We start from the raw sequence: 16,015 nt of genomic DNA, 5'->3' as shown, positions 1-16,015 counted from the left end.
GCGAGGCAAGCGAGGTTCAGTCGTACATCGGTAGGTTGGCTTCGCCGGTCGGTGGCATCGACCGGTCCTGCCAATTACTAGGAGGCCACTCCATGAAGCGTCACCTGATTCTTGCCCTCGTGGGCACTCTCGCCGCCGCCCCGTGCGCCTTCGCCCAGGACGCCGGCACCTCCGCCTCCGGCTCGCGTTTCGCCATCGTCGGCGGCGTCGGACTCAACCATCCGACCGGCAGCGTCGAAGCCGGCGCGACCCGCGCGGATCTCGATGGCGAGGCGGCCGCCACGCTGAGCGGCAGCTGGTTCGTCAACGACAATTTCGCGGTCGAGGCCTGGGGCGCGGACAAGGCGGGCTATCGCGTGCGTACCGGCGACGGCAAGGTCGCCAGCGTCGATGCGCAGCCGTATGCACTCAGCGGCCAGTACCACTTCGGCACGCCGGACCGCACCGTGCGCCCGTTCGTGGGCCTTGGCTACTACGAGATGAACTACGACAACGAGACCGCGACGTCGACCGGCGCGCTCGCCGGCCAGCGCATCGGCGTGGAGACCGCGAAGGGCCCGATGGCCACGGTCGGCGCCGACGTGACGCTGGGCCAGCACTGGTTCGCGCGAGGCGACGTGCGCTACCTGCACGGCTCGTCGGACATGTCGGTGAACGGCACCAACGTCGGCGAGGCCAAGGCCAACCCGGTGGTGGTGGGCGTCGGCCTGGGCGCGCGCTGGTAACACCGCGACATGCGTATACGGACGGGCCCTTCGGGGCCCGTTCTCTTTTTCGGGTTCACGTGGCCTGCGTCGGCCGCTCGCTAGCCTGCGGGCACCCAATGCAGGAATGTCGCGATGACGACGAAGCTCGACGGCCCGCTGCGTCGCGAGGTCGACATCAAGGGCCAAGCCTACACGCTCACCGTCGACCCCGACGGCCTGAAGCTGGTGCCCAAGGGGCGCCGCAAGGGCCTGGAGCTGCAGTGGACGGCGCTGGTCAGCGGCGATGCCGCGCTCGCCGCCGCGCTGCAGGGCAGCCTCGAAACGCTGGGGCGCTGACCGATGCCCGAAGGCCCGTCGCTGGTCATCCTGCGCGAGCGCGCCGAATCGCTCGCGGGCCTGAAAGTGCTGGAGGCATCCGGCAACACGAAGCAGGACCTCCTCCGCCTGCCCGGCTCGCGCCTGAAGTCCGTGCGCACCTGGGGCAAGCACTTCCTGCTGGATTTCGGCGATTTCGCCGTGCGCATCCACATGCTGATGTTCGGCAGCTACTGCATCGACGAGCGCAAGGAGGACAAGACGCCGCGCCTGAGCCGGCGCTTCACCCGCAAGCGCGAGCTCAACTTCTATTCCTGTTCGGTCAAGTTCATCGACGAGCCGCTCGACGACGCCTACGACTGGGCCGCCGACGTGATGGCCGACGAATGGGACCCGAAGGCCGCACGCCGCAAGCTCAAGGCGATGCCGGACACGATATGTGCGGACGCGCTGCTGGAGCAGGACGTGTTCGCCGGCGTGGGCAACATCATCAAGAACGAGGTGCTGCACCGCATCCGCGTGCATCCGCAGACGCGCATTGGCGACCTGCCGTCGCGAAAGCTCACCGAATTGATCGTGCAGGCGCGCGAGTACAGCTTCGACTTCTACGAGTGGAAGAAGGAATTCACCCTGCGCCAGCACTGGCAGGTGCACGCGAAGAAGACCTGCCCGCGCGATGGCACGCCGCTGAGCTTCTGCCGGCATCTGGGCAAGAAGGAACGCCGCGCGTTCTGGTGCGACACCTGCCAGCGCTTTTACGGCGAGGGCGAGCCGCCACCGTTGCCTGCGCCCAAGCCGACGACCCGGCGCCTCGGCCGACGCTAGGGCGGCGTCACCACGTCGGGTGCGCGCTCGGCCTGCACGCGCTCGCGTCGAAGCAGGTAGAGCCCGCTGGCGACGATGATCGCCGCGCCGACCCAGGTGACGCCGTCGGGCAGCACGCCCCAGAGCGTGAGGTCGAGCAGCACGCCCCAGACCAGCGCGGTGTATTCCAGCGGTGCGATCAGCGAGGCCTCGCCCACGCGGAAAGCCTCGGTGACCGCGTACTGGCCGATGCCGCCCGCCACGCCGATGCCGAGGATCAGCCACAGATCCGCGCCTGCGACGGGCGTCCAGCCCGGCCAGGCCAGCAGGCCGGCGCCGATCGCCATCAGGGCCATCAGCCAGACCATCATCGACTGCGTGCTGTCGGTGCGCGCGAGCACGCGCACGCTGATCGCGCTCACCGCGTACATGACCGCGGCCAGCAGCACCGCCAGCGAGGCGATGCTGACCAGGCCCTCGCCGGTGGGCCGCAGCAGCACCAGGGTGCCTATGAGGCCGATCGCGATCGCCGTCCAGCGCCGCGGCCCCACGCGCTCGCCGAGGATCGGTACCGACAGCGCGGTCACCAGCAGCGGCGCGACGAAGAAGATCGAATAGGCCGTCGACAACGGCAGCGTGCGCAGCGCGTAGACGAACGAGGCCATCATCGCCACGCCCATCGCGCCGCGCAGCAGGTGCAGCGGCCAACGCACGCGCAACAGCGGTCGAACGCCGCCCGTCGACAGCGCCCAGACCAGCACGAACGGCAACGAGGCCGCACCGCGCAGCGCGGCGACCTGGAAGGCCGGGTAATGCGTGCTGAGCTGCTTGAGGCCGGCGTCCATCAGCGAGAAGGTTGCGACGGCCAGCAGCATCATGGCCACGGCGCGGCGGGAAGCCGGCATGGATGCATCCGGATGTGAGGAGCGCGAACGATGCGGCGCTAGCCGGCGTCGCGCAAGCGTGCCAGACGTACCAGTCGCAGACGCAGCACCACCGCATGCGCGAGCGGATAGCCCAGCAGCAGCCCGCCCAGCATCGGAAGCGTGGCCTGCATGCCGGCCGGAAGCGACGCGAGTCCGCCGGCCATCGCGAGCAGCGCGCGCGCCAGCACGGCGACAGCGAGCAGAACCATGAACACGCGGTTGGGGCGTTGGCGCATCGATCGCCCCTCGCGACGCAGCCCGGACGTCGCGCCCGCGCCGCCGCCCAGCAGCAGCCCGACCGCCAATCCATAGCCGAGGCCCTGCAGCGCCTCCGGATGCCGCCATGCGGCCAGCGATACGGCGATCAGCACCGCCACGAGCAGCGCCACCGCGCGCAGCGCGAGCGGAAAGCCGAACACCGGCTGCCAGACCGGCGCCCGGAACGGCCGACGCAACAGGCCGGCGACGCCGAGCACGACGCCGAGGAGCAATACGCCCGCCAGCGCCAGCAGCGCGATCAACAGCGGCATCGCAGCCTCCATCGGGACGGCAGGCGCTTGCGATACAAGGAAACGGCGCGCGACATGCATCCAGCATCCGCGATCCGGCGTCGTCGGCCCGCGAGGGCTGCGGTACCCTCTTGCGCCCTGCTGCGGAGGCCGCCATGCCCTCGTTCGATATCGTCTCGGAAGTCGACGCCCACGAGCTCACCAATGCCGTCGACCAGGCCAACCGCGAGCTGTCCACCCGCTTCGACTTCAAGGGCGTGGACGCGAAGTTCGAGCAGGAGGGCGAGTCGATCACGCTGTCGGCGCCCAGCGAATTCCAGCTCAAGCAGATGAACGACATCCTGCGCGCGCGGCTGATCGCCCGCGGCATCGACGCGCGCTGCCTGGAGTTCAAGGACGTGCTGACCAACGTGGCCGGTGCGCGCCAGACCGTGCTGGTCAAGCAGGGCATCGAGCGCGAGCTGGCCAAGAAGATCCAGGCCACGATCAAGGACAGCAAGCTCAAGGCCGATACGCAGATCAACGGCGAGAAGCTGCGCGTGACCGGCAAGAAGCGCGACGATCTGCAGGCGGTGATCGCTCTGCTGCGCGGCGCCGAATTCGAGCGCCCACTGCAGTTCGACAACTTCCGCGACTGAGTGGACGCGGCCGAGCCCGCCGAGATCGCCGCGACGCGCCGCTGGCTGGAGCGCGCGGTGATCGGGCTGAACCTCTGCCCTTTTGCCAAGGCCGTGCACGTCAAGCGCCAGGTGCGCTTCGTGCTGAGCGAGGCGCGCGACACCGAGGCGCTGCGCGAGGATCTGCAGCGTGAGCTCGAGCGGCTGCGCGCCACGCCCGCCGACGAGATCGACACCACGCTGATCGTGCATCCGCACGTGCTGGGCGACTTCTTCGACTACAACGATTTCCTCGACGAGGCCGACCGCCTCGTGCGGCGCATGGGTCTCGAAGGGGAGATCCAGGTCGCGAGTTTCCATCCGGACTACGTGTTCGCCGGCGAGCCCGCCGACGATCCGTCCAACCTCACCAACCGCACGCCCTATCCGACGCTGCACCTCTTGCGCGAGGCGAGCATCGACCGCGCGGTGGCGGCTTATCCCGATCCCGACGTGATCGTCGAACGCAATATCGCCACGATGCGGCGCCTCGGCGCCGACGGTCTGCGCCGGTTGTTGGCCGACGACACTCAGCCCTGAAAGATCGCCTCGATGTCGGCCGGCGACAGCATCCGCCACTGGCCTGCGGGCAGCCCGTCGAGCGACAGGCCGCCGATGCGGCTGCGGTGCAGCGCGTCGACGTGGTTGCCGACGGCGGCGAACATGCGCCGCACCTGGTGGTAGCGGCCTTCGGTCAGGGTGAGACGCGCATGACGCGCGTCGATCACTTCCAGGGCGGCGGGTGCCAGCGGCGTCTTCTCGGCTTCGAGCAACAGGGTGCCGCTGGCGAAGATCGCGGCCTCGTCGCCGCGCAGGTCCTGCGCCAGGGTCGCCTCGTACACCTTCGGCACCACGGCCTTCGGCGAGATGATCCGGTGCAGCAGCGCGCCGTCGTCGGTCAGCAGCAGAAGGCCGCTGGTGTCGCGATCGAGGCGTCCGACCGTGGACACCACCGGATCGCGCAGGCGGAAGCGCGGTGGCAGCAGGTCGTAGACGAGCCGCCCCGCGTCCTTGGTCGAACAGGTGTAGCCGACCGGCTTGTGAAGCATCAGCGCGAGGCCCGGTGGCGGATCCAACGGCTCGCCGTCCAGGCGCACGTCGGCCGGGTCGCGCACGTCGTCGCCGTAGAGCACGTCGCCCGCGGCGTCGGTGACGCGGCCCTCGCGGAACATCTGCTGGACCTGTTTGCGCGAGCCGTAGCCGAGGTTGGCGATCAGACGGAGCAGTTTCATCGGCGTGCCTCGAAGACCTTGAAGCCGCGCGCGTCGGCCAGCACGCGCACGTCGCGGAAGTGCCTGGCGAGCGTGGCTTCGTACGGCAGGTGGCGGTTGGCGACCATGAAGTAGCGTCCGCCCGGCACGAGCGCGGCGGCGGCGACTTCGATGAAGCGCCGGCCCAGGTCCGGGCGATCGACGCGGTCGTCGGCATGGAACGGCGGATTGCTGACGATCACCTCGTACGTGCCGTCGATGCCGGCGGTCACGTCCGACCAGTGCGTGGCGATGCGTGCGCGATCGGCGAACGGCGCCAGGTTGCGTTCGAGCAGCGGCAGCGCGCGGTACTGCGCCTCGAACGCATCGAGCGACGCGATGCCCGCATTACGCGCGAGCAGCTCGCGTGACAGATAGCCCCAGCCGGCGCCGAGATCGGCCGCCCGGCCGGCGAGGTCGGTCGGCAGTTGCGCGACGAGCAGCGCGGAGGCCGGGTCGACGCGATCCCAGGCGAACAGGCCCGGGCGACTCAGCACGCTGCCGTCGAGGATGGGCCGCGGCGCGTCGAGCGCCAGCCATTCGTCCACCAACGGCGACGGCGTCGTCCCGGGCTCGGTCCAGACGACACGGCACTTGTGCTTGCTCAGCACGCCGACCGGGCCGGCCAGCGCGGCGAGATCGTCCTGCATCGACTTCGCGCCCGCATTGTTGGCGGCGCAGGCGACCACGCGGCCACGCTCGCCCGCCAGCTTCACCGCGCGCGCGAGCATCGCGCGCGACTGCTCGCGCTGCCGCGGCGGCAGCACCAGCACCGTCGGAAAGGTGGGCGGGGGCTGCAGCGCATCGGCGACCACCCCGATGCCGGCGCGTTCGAGCGCCAACGCGACCGGGCGGTAGTCCTGCTCGCAGGCCAGGCCGGCGGAGCTCCAGCGCTGCAGCGCCACGCCCGCGCGGGCGCCCAGGAAGGCGCCACCGGCGGGCGGCGGCAGCAGGCCGTCGTCGAAGGGAAGGAACAGGGCGTCGAGGGCCGGGTCGGCGTGCACGGTCTTGGCGGGTCGGGCGGCGCGACAGTCTAGGCCCTTGCCGCTTCCACCACGCCCGCTTCATCACCGCCAAACACGGCCGGCGGCAGGGTGGAGCCTCAATACACAGCGTGGAGGCGACATGATCCGTGCCCTTTTCGTCGGCGGCGTGGTGGACAACAGCGAGATGGACCTGGAGGGCCCGCAGCCGCCGAAGAACTATCCGGAAAACACCGGCGGCGGGGCGTCGCGCTACAGCCTGCGCCAGCTCGGCGTGGACGGCGAACGCGTGGTGTATGCGGTGTACGGCGCGCCGGAAGTCGACGACGCCTTCGTCGAACGCGTGGCCGACGAGCGCGACTACGCGCGCCGCTTCGAGGCGACGCCGCAGACGGTGCATTGACGCCTCGCGCGCTGGCGGCCCGCGCCGTCAGCGCGCGAGCAACGGGTACGGGTTCACCGGCGTCGATTTCGACCACTGCTTCTCCGGGCCGAGGTCGCCGACGGTGAAGTGCAGGTGCGGCGCATCGGGGCTCGCGTTGCCGGTGCTGCCCACGTAGCCGATCACCTGCCCCTGCCGCAGGCGCTGGCCCTCGGCGAGCCCCGCGGCATAGCCCTGCAGGTGCGCGTAGTAGTAGACGCGGCGGCCGGCATCGTCGAACTGGTAGATCGTCAGCCCGCCGAGGTCGCTGGTGAACAGCTTGGCGACCGGCCCGTCGACCGCGGCCAGCACCGGCGTGCCGGCAGGCGCCATGATGTCGATCGCGTCGTGCACGCGGTTCTCGCCGCGCGCCTGCGTGTAGGTATCCACCAGCTGCGACGGCGTGACGCCGGCAACCGGCAGCACGAGCCCGCTCGACAGAACTGCAGGTGCGGCGGACGTGACCGGCGCGGGCGGCGAAACGGACGGCGTGGTGGAGACGGCATCCGGCGTTCGCACCGGAACCTCTTTCCGCGGCGGTGCTTCGCAGGCACCGCGCGAGCGCGCGTAGTACCAGGCGACGTTCGCGCCGAGCAGCGCGCCGATCAGGAATACGAGCAGATAGCGCAGCATCCGGTGTCCTCCGAGGCGTCGCAGGATGCTCGCCAACGGCCGCTCGCACCGGCGTGAAGCCGCGGTTTTTCACCGTCGATTGCCGCGCGGCGCCGCAGCATGACCGGATCAGGAGGATCGCCATGCGCATCGCCCCCCGCGTCTATACCGCCCAGGTCGACATCGACCGCCTGCAGTCCCGCATCTTCGAGCTGCCGAACGACCAGCACGTCGAACTCACCCTCGACGACGGCCGCGTGCTGCGCGGCATCGTCGCCGCCCGGCCGATGACCATGCAGTTCTTCGACGCCGACGGCCGCGAAGGCACCAACGGCACCGTGCGCCTCGAGCAACCCGCACTGGAACAGCCCGAGCAGGCGCAGTGGGTCGATCTCTACCTCGACCAGATCGTCTCGGTGCGTCACCTCGACCGCCACGAGATCGAGCCGCGGCCCGCGCCGGGCGTCCGACAGCGCGCATTCGTCGCGTCCGAACTGAATACGTCCCATTGACGCCTGCTTCACGGCAGCGCGCCAATCCTCGCGCCCCCCGCTGCCGACGTCGGGCATGCCGATGCAGGATTCCGCCCGCCCCACGACTGACGACGATGCGTTCGCGCAGTTCCGTCGTCTGCTGGACGTGCTGCCGGCCGGCGCCTGTCTCTGCGCCGCCGACGGTCGCGTCACCCATTACACCGAGCAGGCCGTGGCCCTATGGGGCCACCGGCCCGCTCTCGGTGAAGCAGGGCCGCGCTGGTGCGGCGCCCTGCGGCTTTTCCACGAGGACGGCCGTCCGATGCCGCACGAGGCCTCGCCGATCGCGCGTGCGCTCGTCGATGGACGCGCGCACCACGGCCGTCGCCTGCAGCTCGAGCGCCCCGACGGCTCTCGCCGCGTGGCGCTGAGCTATGCGAGCCCGCTGTTCGACGACGGCGGCGCGGTCATCGGCGGCGTCAACCTGCTCGTCGACGTGACCGACCAGCACCGCAGCGCACAGGCCGAGCGCGAGCGCCTGCGCCTGCAGGGCGAGCAACTCGTTGCACTGGCCTGCGACATCCGCGCCGGCCTCACGCCGCTGCGGCGGTCGACGCGCGAGGTCGATCCCGCGCTGGACGAGCGCCTGCGCCACATCACCCGCCTGGTCGATCGCGTGCTCAATCTGGAAGTCGACGCCGACTGATCGGCGGGGTTCGAGGCGTCGGTTGCGGTCCGCGTTCGCACGATCACCCGCGGTGCTCGCCCGGGCCCGCGACGCTCCAGGCTGCGGCGGCGCAACAACCACTGCGGCTTCCACCCGAGGACGCGTGCGCCGCGCTCGCGGCGCGGGGAGTGCAGACCGCCGGCATCCACCGCCCAACGCGTGGCAGCCACCGCCGCCTCGGCAATGTCGTGCGCGAATCGCGTTGCGGTGCCACCGAATGGCCCGGAGCTTCGACGGGACGACGAAACCGGAGGCCGAAAAAGAGAAAGCCCGGCGTGAGCCGGGCTTTCGCATCGTGCGACCTGAGCGGTCAGCGGAGGATTACTCCGGCTGGACGGCTTCGGCCTGCAGGCCCTTCTGGCCCTGCGTCACGGTGAAGGAGACCTTCTGGCCTTCCTTCAGGCTCTTGAAGCCCTGGGTCTGGATCGCGCGGAAGTGGACGAAGACGTCCTCACCGTTCTCGCGGCTGATGAAGCCGAAGCCCTTGGCGTCGTTGAACCACTTCACGGTGCCGGTTTCGCGGGACATTGTGTAACTCCTTGGAACAATTGATGGTGCCGCCGGTTGGCGGCGATGGTGCTGTTCACAAGGAGTGATCTAGCAACGATGTAGCGGATCAGCGATCTACAGCATCGGGTCACAGGTCACGGTGACCCCCGGAGCAGCGCGGCTACCGTAGAGCCTGCCCGTAGCAAATGCAACGTCCGTCCGTCGCCTCTTCAGCGAGGGGAGGGGTCCGCCCGCGGGGCCCGCCTACGCGACGCCTTCCAGAAGCCAGGATTCGGCCTCGTCGAAGCGGCGGAAAACACGTGCCGTGACACCCGCTTGGGCCGCTCGGATCTCGCTGCTGACCAGCAGTGCGGCGTCCTCGGTGGCGTCGACGTAGGCGATGCGGATGTCGTGGAAACCCATCTGTACCAAGGCTTCCACGACCTGCCGGGCCTCGCTGGGAACGGCGTTTCCCTCCAGCGCCTCCAGGACCAGCAGCCGGCGGGTGCCGCGCGCCTCGCATTCGGCGCGCAGGCGCGACCAGTACGCGACGGAAACCTCGTAGGTGTCCTCGGGGCCATCGACGCGGGCGAAAAGATAGTGGTCGCGCTGGTCGAGCGACAGGTCGAATCCGGGGCTCATGCGCGAAGCCTAGGCCCCGCGCGGTGACGGCTGCGCGGGCGGGAGGTCACGGTCGGACATAATGCCGGTCCGTTTTCCAGGCAGCACCGCCCCATGACCGACACCCTCCCCGACCGCCTCGCCACCGATCCGCGCAGCCCCTTCCACGACGCCGCCCTTCTCGAGCGCGGCATCGGCATCCGCTTCAACGGCCGCGAGCGCATGGACGTCGAGGAGTACTGCGTCAGCGAAGGCTGGATCCGCGTTGCCGCGGGCCGCGCGCGCGACCGCCGCGGCCAGCCGATGACGCTGAAGCTGCGCGGGACGGTCGAGCCGTTCCTGCTGCTCCCCGCCGACGCCGCGGACGCCGCACCGGAATCCACGGCCGGCTGAGGCCCGCCGACGCGCCGGGTGATCGCGGGATCGCCACGGCGCGCACGTTCCAATGGGTTCACCGGCTGCGCCCGCGGCCGTTAACCGGGTGGTCTTTCCCGATCGCCGCGCATGACCCAGCTCACCGACGACCAGGCCCGCGACTACATGCACAAGCTCCTGGCCGCCATGGCGAAGGCCGGCGGCTCGGACCTGTTCATCGCGCACGATTTCCCGCCGAGCATGAAGGCGCACGGGCAGATGACGCCGCTGAGCCCGCAGAAGCTCACCGGCGCGGTGACCCAGCAGCTGGCGCGCGCGCTGATGAACGAGAAGCAGCGCGCCGAGTTCGCCACCGAGCTCGAATGCAACTTCGCGATCGCCGTGCCCGGCGTATCGCGCTTCCGCGTCAACGTCTATGTGCAGCAGGGCCAGGTCGGCATGGTGCTGCGCACGATCGCGGCCGAGATCCCGAACTTCGAGAAGCTGCGTCTGCCCGAGGTGCTCAAGGACCTCGTCATGCAGAAGCGCGGCCTGATCCTGGTGGTCGGCGGCACCGGCTCGGGCAAGTCGACCTCGCTCGCGGCGATGCTCGACCACCGCAACCGCACCAGCGCGGGCCACATCATCACCGTCGAGGATCCGGTCGAGTACGCGCATACGTCGCAGAAGTCGCTGATCAGCCACCGCGAGGTGGGTGTGGACACGCACAGCTGGCACCACGCGCTCAAGAACACGCTGCGGCAGGCGCCCGACGTGATCCTGATCGGCGAGATCCGCGATGCCGAGACGATGGAGCACGCCATCGCGTTCGCCGAAACCGGCCATCTCTGCCTGTCGACGCTGCATGCGAACAGCGCGTCGCAGACGATGGAGCGCATCATCAACTTCTTCCCCGAAGAGCGCCGCACGCAGCTGCTGATGGATCTTTCGGCGAACCTGCGCGCGATCGTCTCGCAGCGCCTGGTGCGCACCGAGGACGGCAAGGGGCGTGCGGCGGCGATCGAGATCCTGATCAACACGCCGACGATCGCCGAGAAGATCTTCAAGGGCGAGTTCAACGAGCTCAAGGGGATCATGAACAAGTCGCGCGAGCTGGGCATGCGCACCTTCGACTGGGCGCTGTTCGAGCTCTACAACGAGGGCGTGATCGGCTACGACGAGGCGATCCGCAACGCCGACTCGGCCAACGAACTGCGCCTGAACATCAAGCTCAAGAGCCGTCGCGGCGAGCCGGCGGCGGCCGCGGGGCTGTCGCTCTCGCTCGATGCCGCGCCGAGTGCGGAGGAAGCCGAGGCGATCCGCCGCGAGGAACTGCGCAAACAACAGGAAAAGCGCGAGCAGATCGAACTCGAGCGCCTGCAGCGCGCCAAGGCCGCGCAGGGCACGCCGCAGCCCTGACGCGCCGGGCACCTCGCGTTTACGCGATTCCGGTCAGCATGGCCCGCCCTCCGGGAGGACCTGCATGTCGGTCGACTGGGACACCCTGCTGCGTGCGGCGGGCATCGTGCTGGCCGCGCTGCTCGCCGGCTACGTCATCAATCGCCTGCTGAGATCGCTGTCGCGGCGCGCGCGCCTGCGCCGCGACAAGCTCGTCGCGCGCATCGTCGACGTGGTGGCGCCGCCCGCGTCGATCGCGCTGCCGCTGGTGCTGCTGGCGATCGCCTCGGGCCTGTTGCCGCTTCGATCCGACTGGCTCGCCTCGGTGCGCCACGCACTCGGCATCGGCGTGATGCTCTGCCTGACCTGGCTGGGCGTGCGCGCGGTCGGCGCGATCGCGAACCGGATCATCATCGAGCATCCGGTGGACGTGGCCGACAACCTCGCCGCGCGCCGCATCCAGACGCAGACGCGCGTGATCGGGCGCATCGCGCAGGGCGGCATCGCGTTGCTGGGACTGTCGTTCGTGCTGATGACGTTCCCGGCGGTGCGACAGGTGGGCACCACGTTGCTGGCGTCGGCGGGCGTGGTCGGCCTGGTGGCCGGTATCGCCGCCAAACCGGTGTTCGGCAACCTCATCGCCGGCCTGCAGATCGCGCTGAGCCAGCCGATCCGGCTGGACGACGTGGTGATCGTCGAAGGCGAATGGGGCCGCATCGAGGAGATCACCAGCGCGTACGTGGTGGTACGCATCTGGGACGAGCGACGCATGGTGGTGCCGCTGCAGTGGTTCATCGAGCACCCGTTCCAGAACTGGACGCGACGCAGCGCCGAGCTTCTCGGCGCGTCGATGCTGTGGCTGGACTACCGCACGCCGATGGACGCGGTGCGCGCCGAGCTGCAGCGCATCTGCGAGACCGACGCGCGCTGGGACGGGCGCGTCTGCGTGGCGCAGATCGTCGAGACCGACCGCTCCACCGTGCAGGTGCGCCTGCTGGTGAGCGCACGCAATTCGGGCGACCTGTTCGACCTGCGCTGCGCGGTGCGCGAGCGAATGATCGATTTCCTGCTGGCGCACCATCCCGAGGCGCTGCCGCGCATGCGCGCCAACATCGTCCGCGGCACCGTGGCACCGGATCCGGACCGCGTGCGCGTCGAGGCGGCGGACCGGCGCGCGCGCGCGGTCGCCACCGACACCGGATCGCCCGGGGCCGAGGCGGCGGGCGAGGCGCCGCCGGCCGAGCCGCGCCCGCCCGGCTGACGCCCGCGCGCGCACCGCCCACAATGCGCGCATGCACGTCGCCTCGCTCCATCTCTACCCGCTCAAGTCCTGCGCGCCGCTGGACGCGGACACGCTCGACATCACGCCGCGCGGCCCCGCCGGCGATCGCCGCTGGCTGGTGGTCGACGACACGGGGCGCTTCATCACCGCGCGCCAGCGCAACGAGATGGTCGGCATCCGCGCGCTGCCGGACGGCGACGGGCTTCGGCTCGACGCACCCGGAAGGCCGACGCTGCGCGTGCCTGTCCCCTTGCCCGATGCCCCACGACGGCCCGTTGTGATCTGGAACGACACCGTGCATGCACAGGACGCCGGCGACGCCGCGGCGGACTGGCTCAGCGCCTGGCTCGGCACGCCCGCGCGCCTGGTGCACATGGACGCGGGTGCCCGTCGCGCCGTCGATCCCGACTACGCCGCGCCCGGCGACGAGGTCAGCTTCGCCGACGCCTATCCGCTGCTGGTCATTTCGCAGGCCGCGCTGGACGGGCTCAACGCACGGCTCGCCTCGCCCGTGCCGATGGCGCGCTTCCGCCCCAACCTCGTTGTCGCCGGCAGCGCCGCGCATGCCGAGGACGGCTGGCGCCGCGTGCGTATCGGCGGCATCGAGTTCGACGCGGTGAAGGCCTGCACGCGCTGCGTGTTCACCACGCTCGATCCCGCGACGATGACGCGCGATGCCGACGGCGAGCCGCTGCGCACGCTGATGGAGTACCGCCGCACGCCCAAGGGCGTCACCTTCGGCATGAACCTGATCCCGCGCGGCACCGGCGTGCTGCGGGTCGGCGATGCGGTGGTACCGCTGGCCTGAGGCCGGCGCGGCGCCCGTAGACTGTCGCGTCCAAACGGGGGCCTCATGAAAGCGAGCGGGATTTCCTTCTACCATCCGTGGGCCTTCTGGCTCGGTTGCCTGCTGATCACCGCGGGCGTGTTCGGCCATGCGCCGATGTTCCTGATGGGACGCCACACGCACTGGCAGATGGTCGGCATGCCGATGACGACCGGGATGATCCTCGGCATGGCCGCGATCCCGGTCGGCCTCGCGTTCGCCACCTACGGCCTGATGCCGCGGCTCGCGCGCATGCGCCAGGCGCGCGGCGGCGCACCGCTACAGTTCCACATCGCCGATGGCGTGCCGCTCAACGTCGAGCACTGGAAGCTCGTCGCCGTGCTGGTGGTGACGCTCGCCATCGACGTCATGAAGCCCGCGACGCTGGGCTTCGTGGTGCCGGGCATGAGCAGCGAGTACGGCATCGCCAAGCCCACCGCGAGCCTGCTCGCGCTGGTCGCACTGACCGGCACCACGGTCGGCTCGGTGATCTGGGGCCGCATCGCCGATCTCTCGGGGCGACGTGGCGCCATCCTGCTGTCGGCGCTGATGTTCATCGGCACCGCCATCTGCGGCGCGATGCCGAGCTTCGGCTGGAACCTGGTGATGTGCTTCCTGATGGGCGCGTCGGCCGGCGGCCTGCTGCCGATCACCTTCACGCTGATGGCCGAGACCATTCCCGCCGCGCATCGAGGCTGGCTGCTGGTCGCGCTGGGCGGCATCGGCACGTCGGCGGGCTACCTGCTCGCGGCGGGCGCCGCGGCCACGCTGGAGCCGATGTTCAGCTGGCGCGTGCTGTGGCTGCTCGGGCTGCCGACCGGCGCGATCATCATCGCGCTCAACCGCTTCATTCCCGAGTCGCCGCGCTTCCTGTCCAACGCGGGGCTCGAGCACGTGGCCCGCGCGGTGCTGCGCAAGTTCTCCGGTGGCGCCGCCGATGCGATCGAGCGCGACGACGCCGCGCATCCCGGACCGCCGGTGATCAACGAGCAGCACGCGGCCACGGGAATGCGCGCGCTGATGCGCGGCCGGCATGCGCGCATCACCATCGGCCTGGTGGTCTGCGGCATCGCCTGGGGGCTGGTGAATTTCGGCGTGCTGCTGTGGCTGCCGGTGAACCTCACCGCGCTGGGCGTGGACGCGAAGGCCACCAGCGCTTTGCTGGCGAAGTCGGCGATCTACGCGCTGCCCGGCATCGGCGTGGTGATCTGGCTGTACCACCGCTGGAGCAGCTATCGCGCGCTGGTGCTGTTCATCGGCCTGACAGTGCTGGCGCTGCTCGCCCTCGCCGCGCTCGGCCTCATGCAGGTGCGCGCGCAGGCCGCGGTGATCTGCGTGGTGGCCGCGCTGCTGGTCAGCGTGAGCGGCGTGATCGCGATGCTGATTCCGTACGCGGCGGAGATCTACCCGGTGCACCTGCGCGGCACCGGCTCGGGCGTGATCGCCGCCAGCTCCAAGCTCGGCGGCATCCTCGGGGCGGGCCTCGGCGTGTTCGGCTTCTTCGAGCAGTTCGCGCTGTCGGCGATCCTCATCGCGCTGCCGATGGCGGCCTCGATGCTGATGCTGCTGCGCCACGGCGTGGAGACGCGCGGCGTGCGGCTGGAGGACATCCAGGCCTCGCTGGAGCGCTGATCAGGGCAGCAACACGACCTTGCCGGTATGCCGGCCGGATTCGAGAAACGCATGCGCCTGCGCCGCCTCGGCGAGCGGGAACGTGCGATCGACGACGATGCGGATGCGACCGTCGGCGATCCACGGCCACACCACGCGCTCGACCTCCGCGGCCAGCCGCGCCTTCTCGTCGGCATCGCGCGGGCGCAGCGTCGAGCCGGTGAGCACCGCGCGCTTGCGCATCAGCGCCCACACCGGCACTTCCAGCATGTCGCCGCCCTGCGAGGCGATGTAGACGATGCGGCCGCCGGTATTGAGCGCGTCGAGCGTGGCGCGCAGGTAAGGCGCGCCGACCATGTCCAGCGCGACGTCGACGCCGCCGGCGTCCCTGGCGATCGCACCGAAATCCTCGGCCGTCGTATCGACGGCGATATCCGCGCCGAGGGATCGCGCGGCGGCCGCCTTGTCCGCCCCGCGCGCGGTGGCGATCACGCGTGCGCCTGCGGCCTTGGCCATCTGGATCGCCATCACGCCGATGCCGGAGGTTGCGCCGTGCACCAGCAGCGTCTCGCCGGCTTTCAGCGCGCCGTGCTCGAACACGTTGGCGTAGACGGTGAAGCACGTTTCGGGAATCGCCGCGGCATGTACGTCGTCGAGGTCGCCGGGAACCGGCAGCGCGTGGCGCGCATCGACGACGGCGTACTCGGCATAGCCGCCACCGCCGAGCAGCGCGCAGACGCGGTCGCCGGTGCGCCAGCGGCCGGCGCCCTGCACCACCTCGCCGGCGATCTCGAGCCCGAGCGTGGCCGGCGCACCCGGCGGCGGCGGATAGCGGCCCTCGCGCTGCAGGATGTCGGGCCGGTTCACGCCGGCGGCGCGCACACGCACAAGCAGCTCACCGTCGGCGGGCGTCGGCCGTTCGACGGTGGTGGCATGCAGCGCCTCGGCGGGGCCGGCGCCATCGCGCACGGCGATCGCGGTCATCGTGTCGGGCAGGCTCATCGCGGGCTCCTTCGTTCGCGCCGGCACCTTAGCGCGGGCACCGCGTCGG

20 protein-coding genes and 1 pseudogene are annotated in these 16,015 nt (G+C 70.4%); 13 read left to right on the top strand and 8 right to left on the bottom strand.

Translation table 11 applies throughout. The features are described from left to right. Positions 1 to 92: 92 nt before the first annotated feature. The 3 genes from IE066_RS08985 to IE066_RS08975 all read left to right on the top strand — a co-directional run bounded on the left by IE066_RS08985 (position 93) and on the right by IE066_RS08975 (position 1,847). The gene (locus IE066_RS08985) at positions 93 to 725 is read left to right on the top strand and encodes an OmpW/AlkL family protein (protein WP_189449091.1); all 633 of its coding nucleotides are present in this window, start codon (positions 93 to 95) and stop codon (positions 723 to 725) included. Positions 726 to 839: 114 nt separating this feature from the next. Next, complete coding sequence (locus tag IE066_RS08980; protein ID WP_189449089.1) at positions 840 to 1,043, top strand: hypothetical protein; 204 nt, start codon at positions 840 to 842, stop codon at positions 1,041 to 1,043. Positions 1,044 to 1,046: 3 nt separating this feature from the next. Continuing rightward, positions 1,047 to 1,847, top strand: a complete 801-nt coding sequence (locus IE066_RS08975; protein ID WP_189449087.1) for a DNA-formamidopyrimidine glycosylase family protein — start codon at positions 1,047 to 1,049, stop codon at positions 1,845 to 1,847. Here IE066_RS08975 and IE066_RS08970 read toward each other — a convergent pair. After that, positions 1,844 to 2,731 (bottom strand): DMT family transporter, encoded by an 888-nt coding sequence (locus IE066_RS08970; RefSeq protein ID WP_189449086.1) that lies wholly within the window; start codon positions 2,729 to 2,731, stop codon positions 1,844 to 1,846. The genes IE066_RS08975 and IE066_RS08970 overlap by 4 nt on opposite strands. 38 nt (positions 2,732 to 2,769) lie before the next feature. Then, positions 2,770 to 3,282: a hypothetical protein gene (locus tag IE066_RS08965; protein ID WP_189449084.1), complete on the bottom strand. Its 513-nt coding sequence runs from the start codon at positions 3,280 to 3,282 to the stop codon at positions 2,770 to 2,772. A gap of 134 nt (positions 3,283 to 3,416) precedes the next feature. Between IE066_RS08965 and IE066_RS08960 the strand changes: the two genes are divergently transcribed. Together IE066_RS08960 and IE066_RS08955 are read left to right on the top strand one after the other, a co-directional pair. Next, on the top strand, positions 3,417 to 3,899 hold the full coding sequence (locus IE066_RS08960; protein WP_189449082.1) for a YajQ family cyclic di-GMP-binding protein: 483 nt from the start codon (positions 3,417 to 3,419) through the stop codon (positions 3,897 to 3,899). Next, complete coding sequence (locus tag IE066_RS08955; protein WP_189449080.1) at positions 3,900 to 4,457, top strand: DUF1415 domain-containing protein; 558 nt, start codon at positions 3,900 to 3,902, stop codon at positions 4,455 to 4,457. Here IE066_RS08955 and IE066_RS08950 read toward each other — a convergent pair. Further along, positions 4,448 to 5,149 carry a pseudouridine synthase gene (locus tag IE066_RS08950; protein ID WP_189449078.1) on the bottom strand — a complete coding sequence of 234 codons (702 nt, stop codon included), beginning with the start codon at positions 5,147 to 5,149 and terminating at the stop codon, positions 4,448 to 4,450. The genes IE066_RS08955 and IE066_RS08950 overlap by 10 nt on opposite strands. Further along, the gene (locus IE066_RS08945) at positions 5,146 to 6,171 is read right to left on the bottom strand and encodes a class I SAM-dependent methyltransferase (RefSeq protein WP_189449076.1); all 1,026 of its coding nucleotides are present in this window, start codon (positions 6,169 to 6,171) and stop codon (positions 5,146 to 5,148) included. The genes IE066_RS08950 and IE066_RS08945 overlap by 4 nt, the downstream gene beginning before the upstream one ends. A gap of 124 nt (positions 6,172 to 6,295) precedes the next feature. On the opposite strand from IE066_RS08945, the gene IE066_RS08940 reads away from it, so the two are divergent. Next, the gene (locus IE066_RS08940; RefSeq protein ID WP_189449677.1) at positions 6,296 to 6,553 is read left to right on the top strand and encodes a hypothetical protein; all 258 of its coding nucleotides are present in this window, start codon (positions 6,296 to 6,298) and stop codon (positions 6,551 to 6,553) included. Between the two features lie 27 nt (positions 6,554 to 6,580). Here the strand turns inward: IE066_RS08940 and IE066_RS08935 are convergent, their stop codons facing one another. Next, positions 6,581 to 7,201, bottom strand: a complete 621-nt coding sequence (locus tag IE066_RS08935) for a M23 family metallopeptidase (RefSeq protein ID WP_229790781.1) — start codon at positions 7,199 to 7,201, stop codon at positions 6,581 to 6,583. Positions 7,202 to 7,326: 125 nt separating this feature from the next. Here IE066_RS08935 and IE066_RS08930 point away from each other — a divergent pair, with 125 nt between their 5' ends. Together IE066_RS08930 and IE066_RS08925 are read left to right on the top strand one after the other, a co-directional pair. Continuing rightward, positions 7,327 to 7,695 (top strand): DUF3247 family protein, encoded by a 369-nt coding sequence (locus tag IE066_RS08930; protein ID WP_189449072.1) that lies wholly within the window; start codon positions 7,327 to 7,329, stop codon positions 7,693 to 7,695. Positions 7,696 to 7,756: 61 nt separating this feature from the next. Beyond that, positions 7,757 to 8,362 (top strand): PAS domain-containing protein, encoded by a 606-nt coding sequence (locus IE066_RS08925; RefSeq protein WP_189449070.1) that lies wholly within the window; start codon positions 7,757 to 7,759, stop codon positions 8,360 to 8,362. Positions 8,363 to 8,704: 342 nt separating this feature from the next. Here IE066_RS08925 and IE066_RS08920 read toward each other — a convergent pair whose 3' ends face one another. Then, positions 8,705 to 8,911, bottom strand: a complete 207-nt coding sequence (locus IE066_RS08920; RefSeq protein ID WP_115647238.1) for a cold-shock protein — start codon at positions 8,909 to 8,911, stop codon at positions 8,705 to 8,707. A gap of 225 nt (positions 8,912 to 9,136) precedes the next feature. Next, on the bottom strand, positions 9,137 to 9,514 hold the full coding sequence (locus IE066_RS08915) for a hypothetical protein (protein ID WP_189449068.1): 378 nt from the start codon (positions 9,512 to 9,514) through the stop codon (positions 9,137 to 9,139). A 93-nt stretch (positions 9,515 to 9,607) separates the two neighbouring features. Between IE066_RS08915 and IE066_RS08910 the strand changes: the two genes are divergently transcribed. From IE066_RS08910 to IE066_RS08890, 5 genes and pseudogenes are all read left to right on the top strand, one after another. Continuing rightward, on the top strand, positions 9,608 to 9,886 hold the full coding sequence (locus IE066_RS08910) for a DUF3297 family protein (RefSeq protein WP_189449066.1): 279 nt from the start codon (positions 9,608 to 9,610) through the stop codon (positions 9,884 to 9,886). Between the two features lie 111 nt (positions 9,887 to 9,997). Next, positions 9,998 to 11,152 (top strand): annotated as a pseudogene (locus tag IE066_RS08905) (PilT/PilU family type 4a pilus ATPase); the annotation flags it as partial. A gap of 178 nt (positions 11,153 to 11,330) precedes the next feature. After that, positions 11,331 to 12,506, top strand: coding sequence for a mechanosensitive ion channel family protein (locus IE066_RS08900; protein WP_189449062.1), 1,176 nt, complete (start codon positions 11,331 to 11,333; stop codon positions 12,504 to 12,506). A 31-nt stretch (positions 12,507 to 12,537) separates the two neighbouring features. Next, a complete protein-coding gene (locus tag IE066_RS08895) occupies positions 12,538 to 13,335 on the top strand; it encodes an MOSC domain-containing protein (protein WP_189449060.1) in 798 nt (265 codons plus the stop codon). Between the two features lie 45 nt (positions 13,336 to 13,380). After that, positions 13,381 to 14,985 (top strand): MFS transporter, encoded by a 1,605-nt coding sequence (locus tag IE066_RS08890; RefSeq protein WP_189449058.1) that lies wholly within the window; start codon positions 13,381 to 13,383, stop codon positions 14,983 to 14,985. Here the strand turns inward: IE066_RS08890 and IE066_RS08885 are convergent, their stop codons facing one another. Continuing rightward, a complete protein-coding gene (locus IE066_RS08885; RefSeq protein ID WP_229790755.1) occupies positions 14,986 to 15,966 on the bottom strand; it encodes an NAD(P)H-quinone oxidoreductase in 981 nt (326 codons plus the stop codon). Positions 15,967 to 16,015 lie beyond the last annotated feature (49 nt).

Origin of the sequence: Cognatilysobacter xinjiangensis (genome assembly GCF_014651995.1) — a bacterium.
GTDB classification, from domain to species: Bacteria; Pseudomonadota; Gammaproteobacteria; order Xanthomonadales; family Xanthomonadaceae; genus Cognatilysobacter; species Cognatilysobacter xinjiangensis.
The sequence above is the reverse complement of the archived record's forward strand: the minus strand, read 5'-3'. Positions and strand labels throughout refer to the sequence as shown.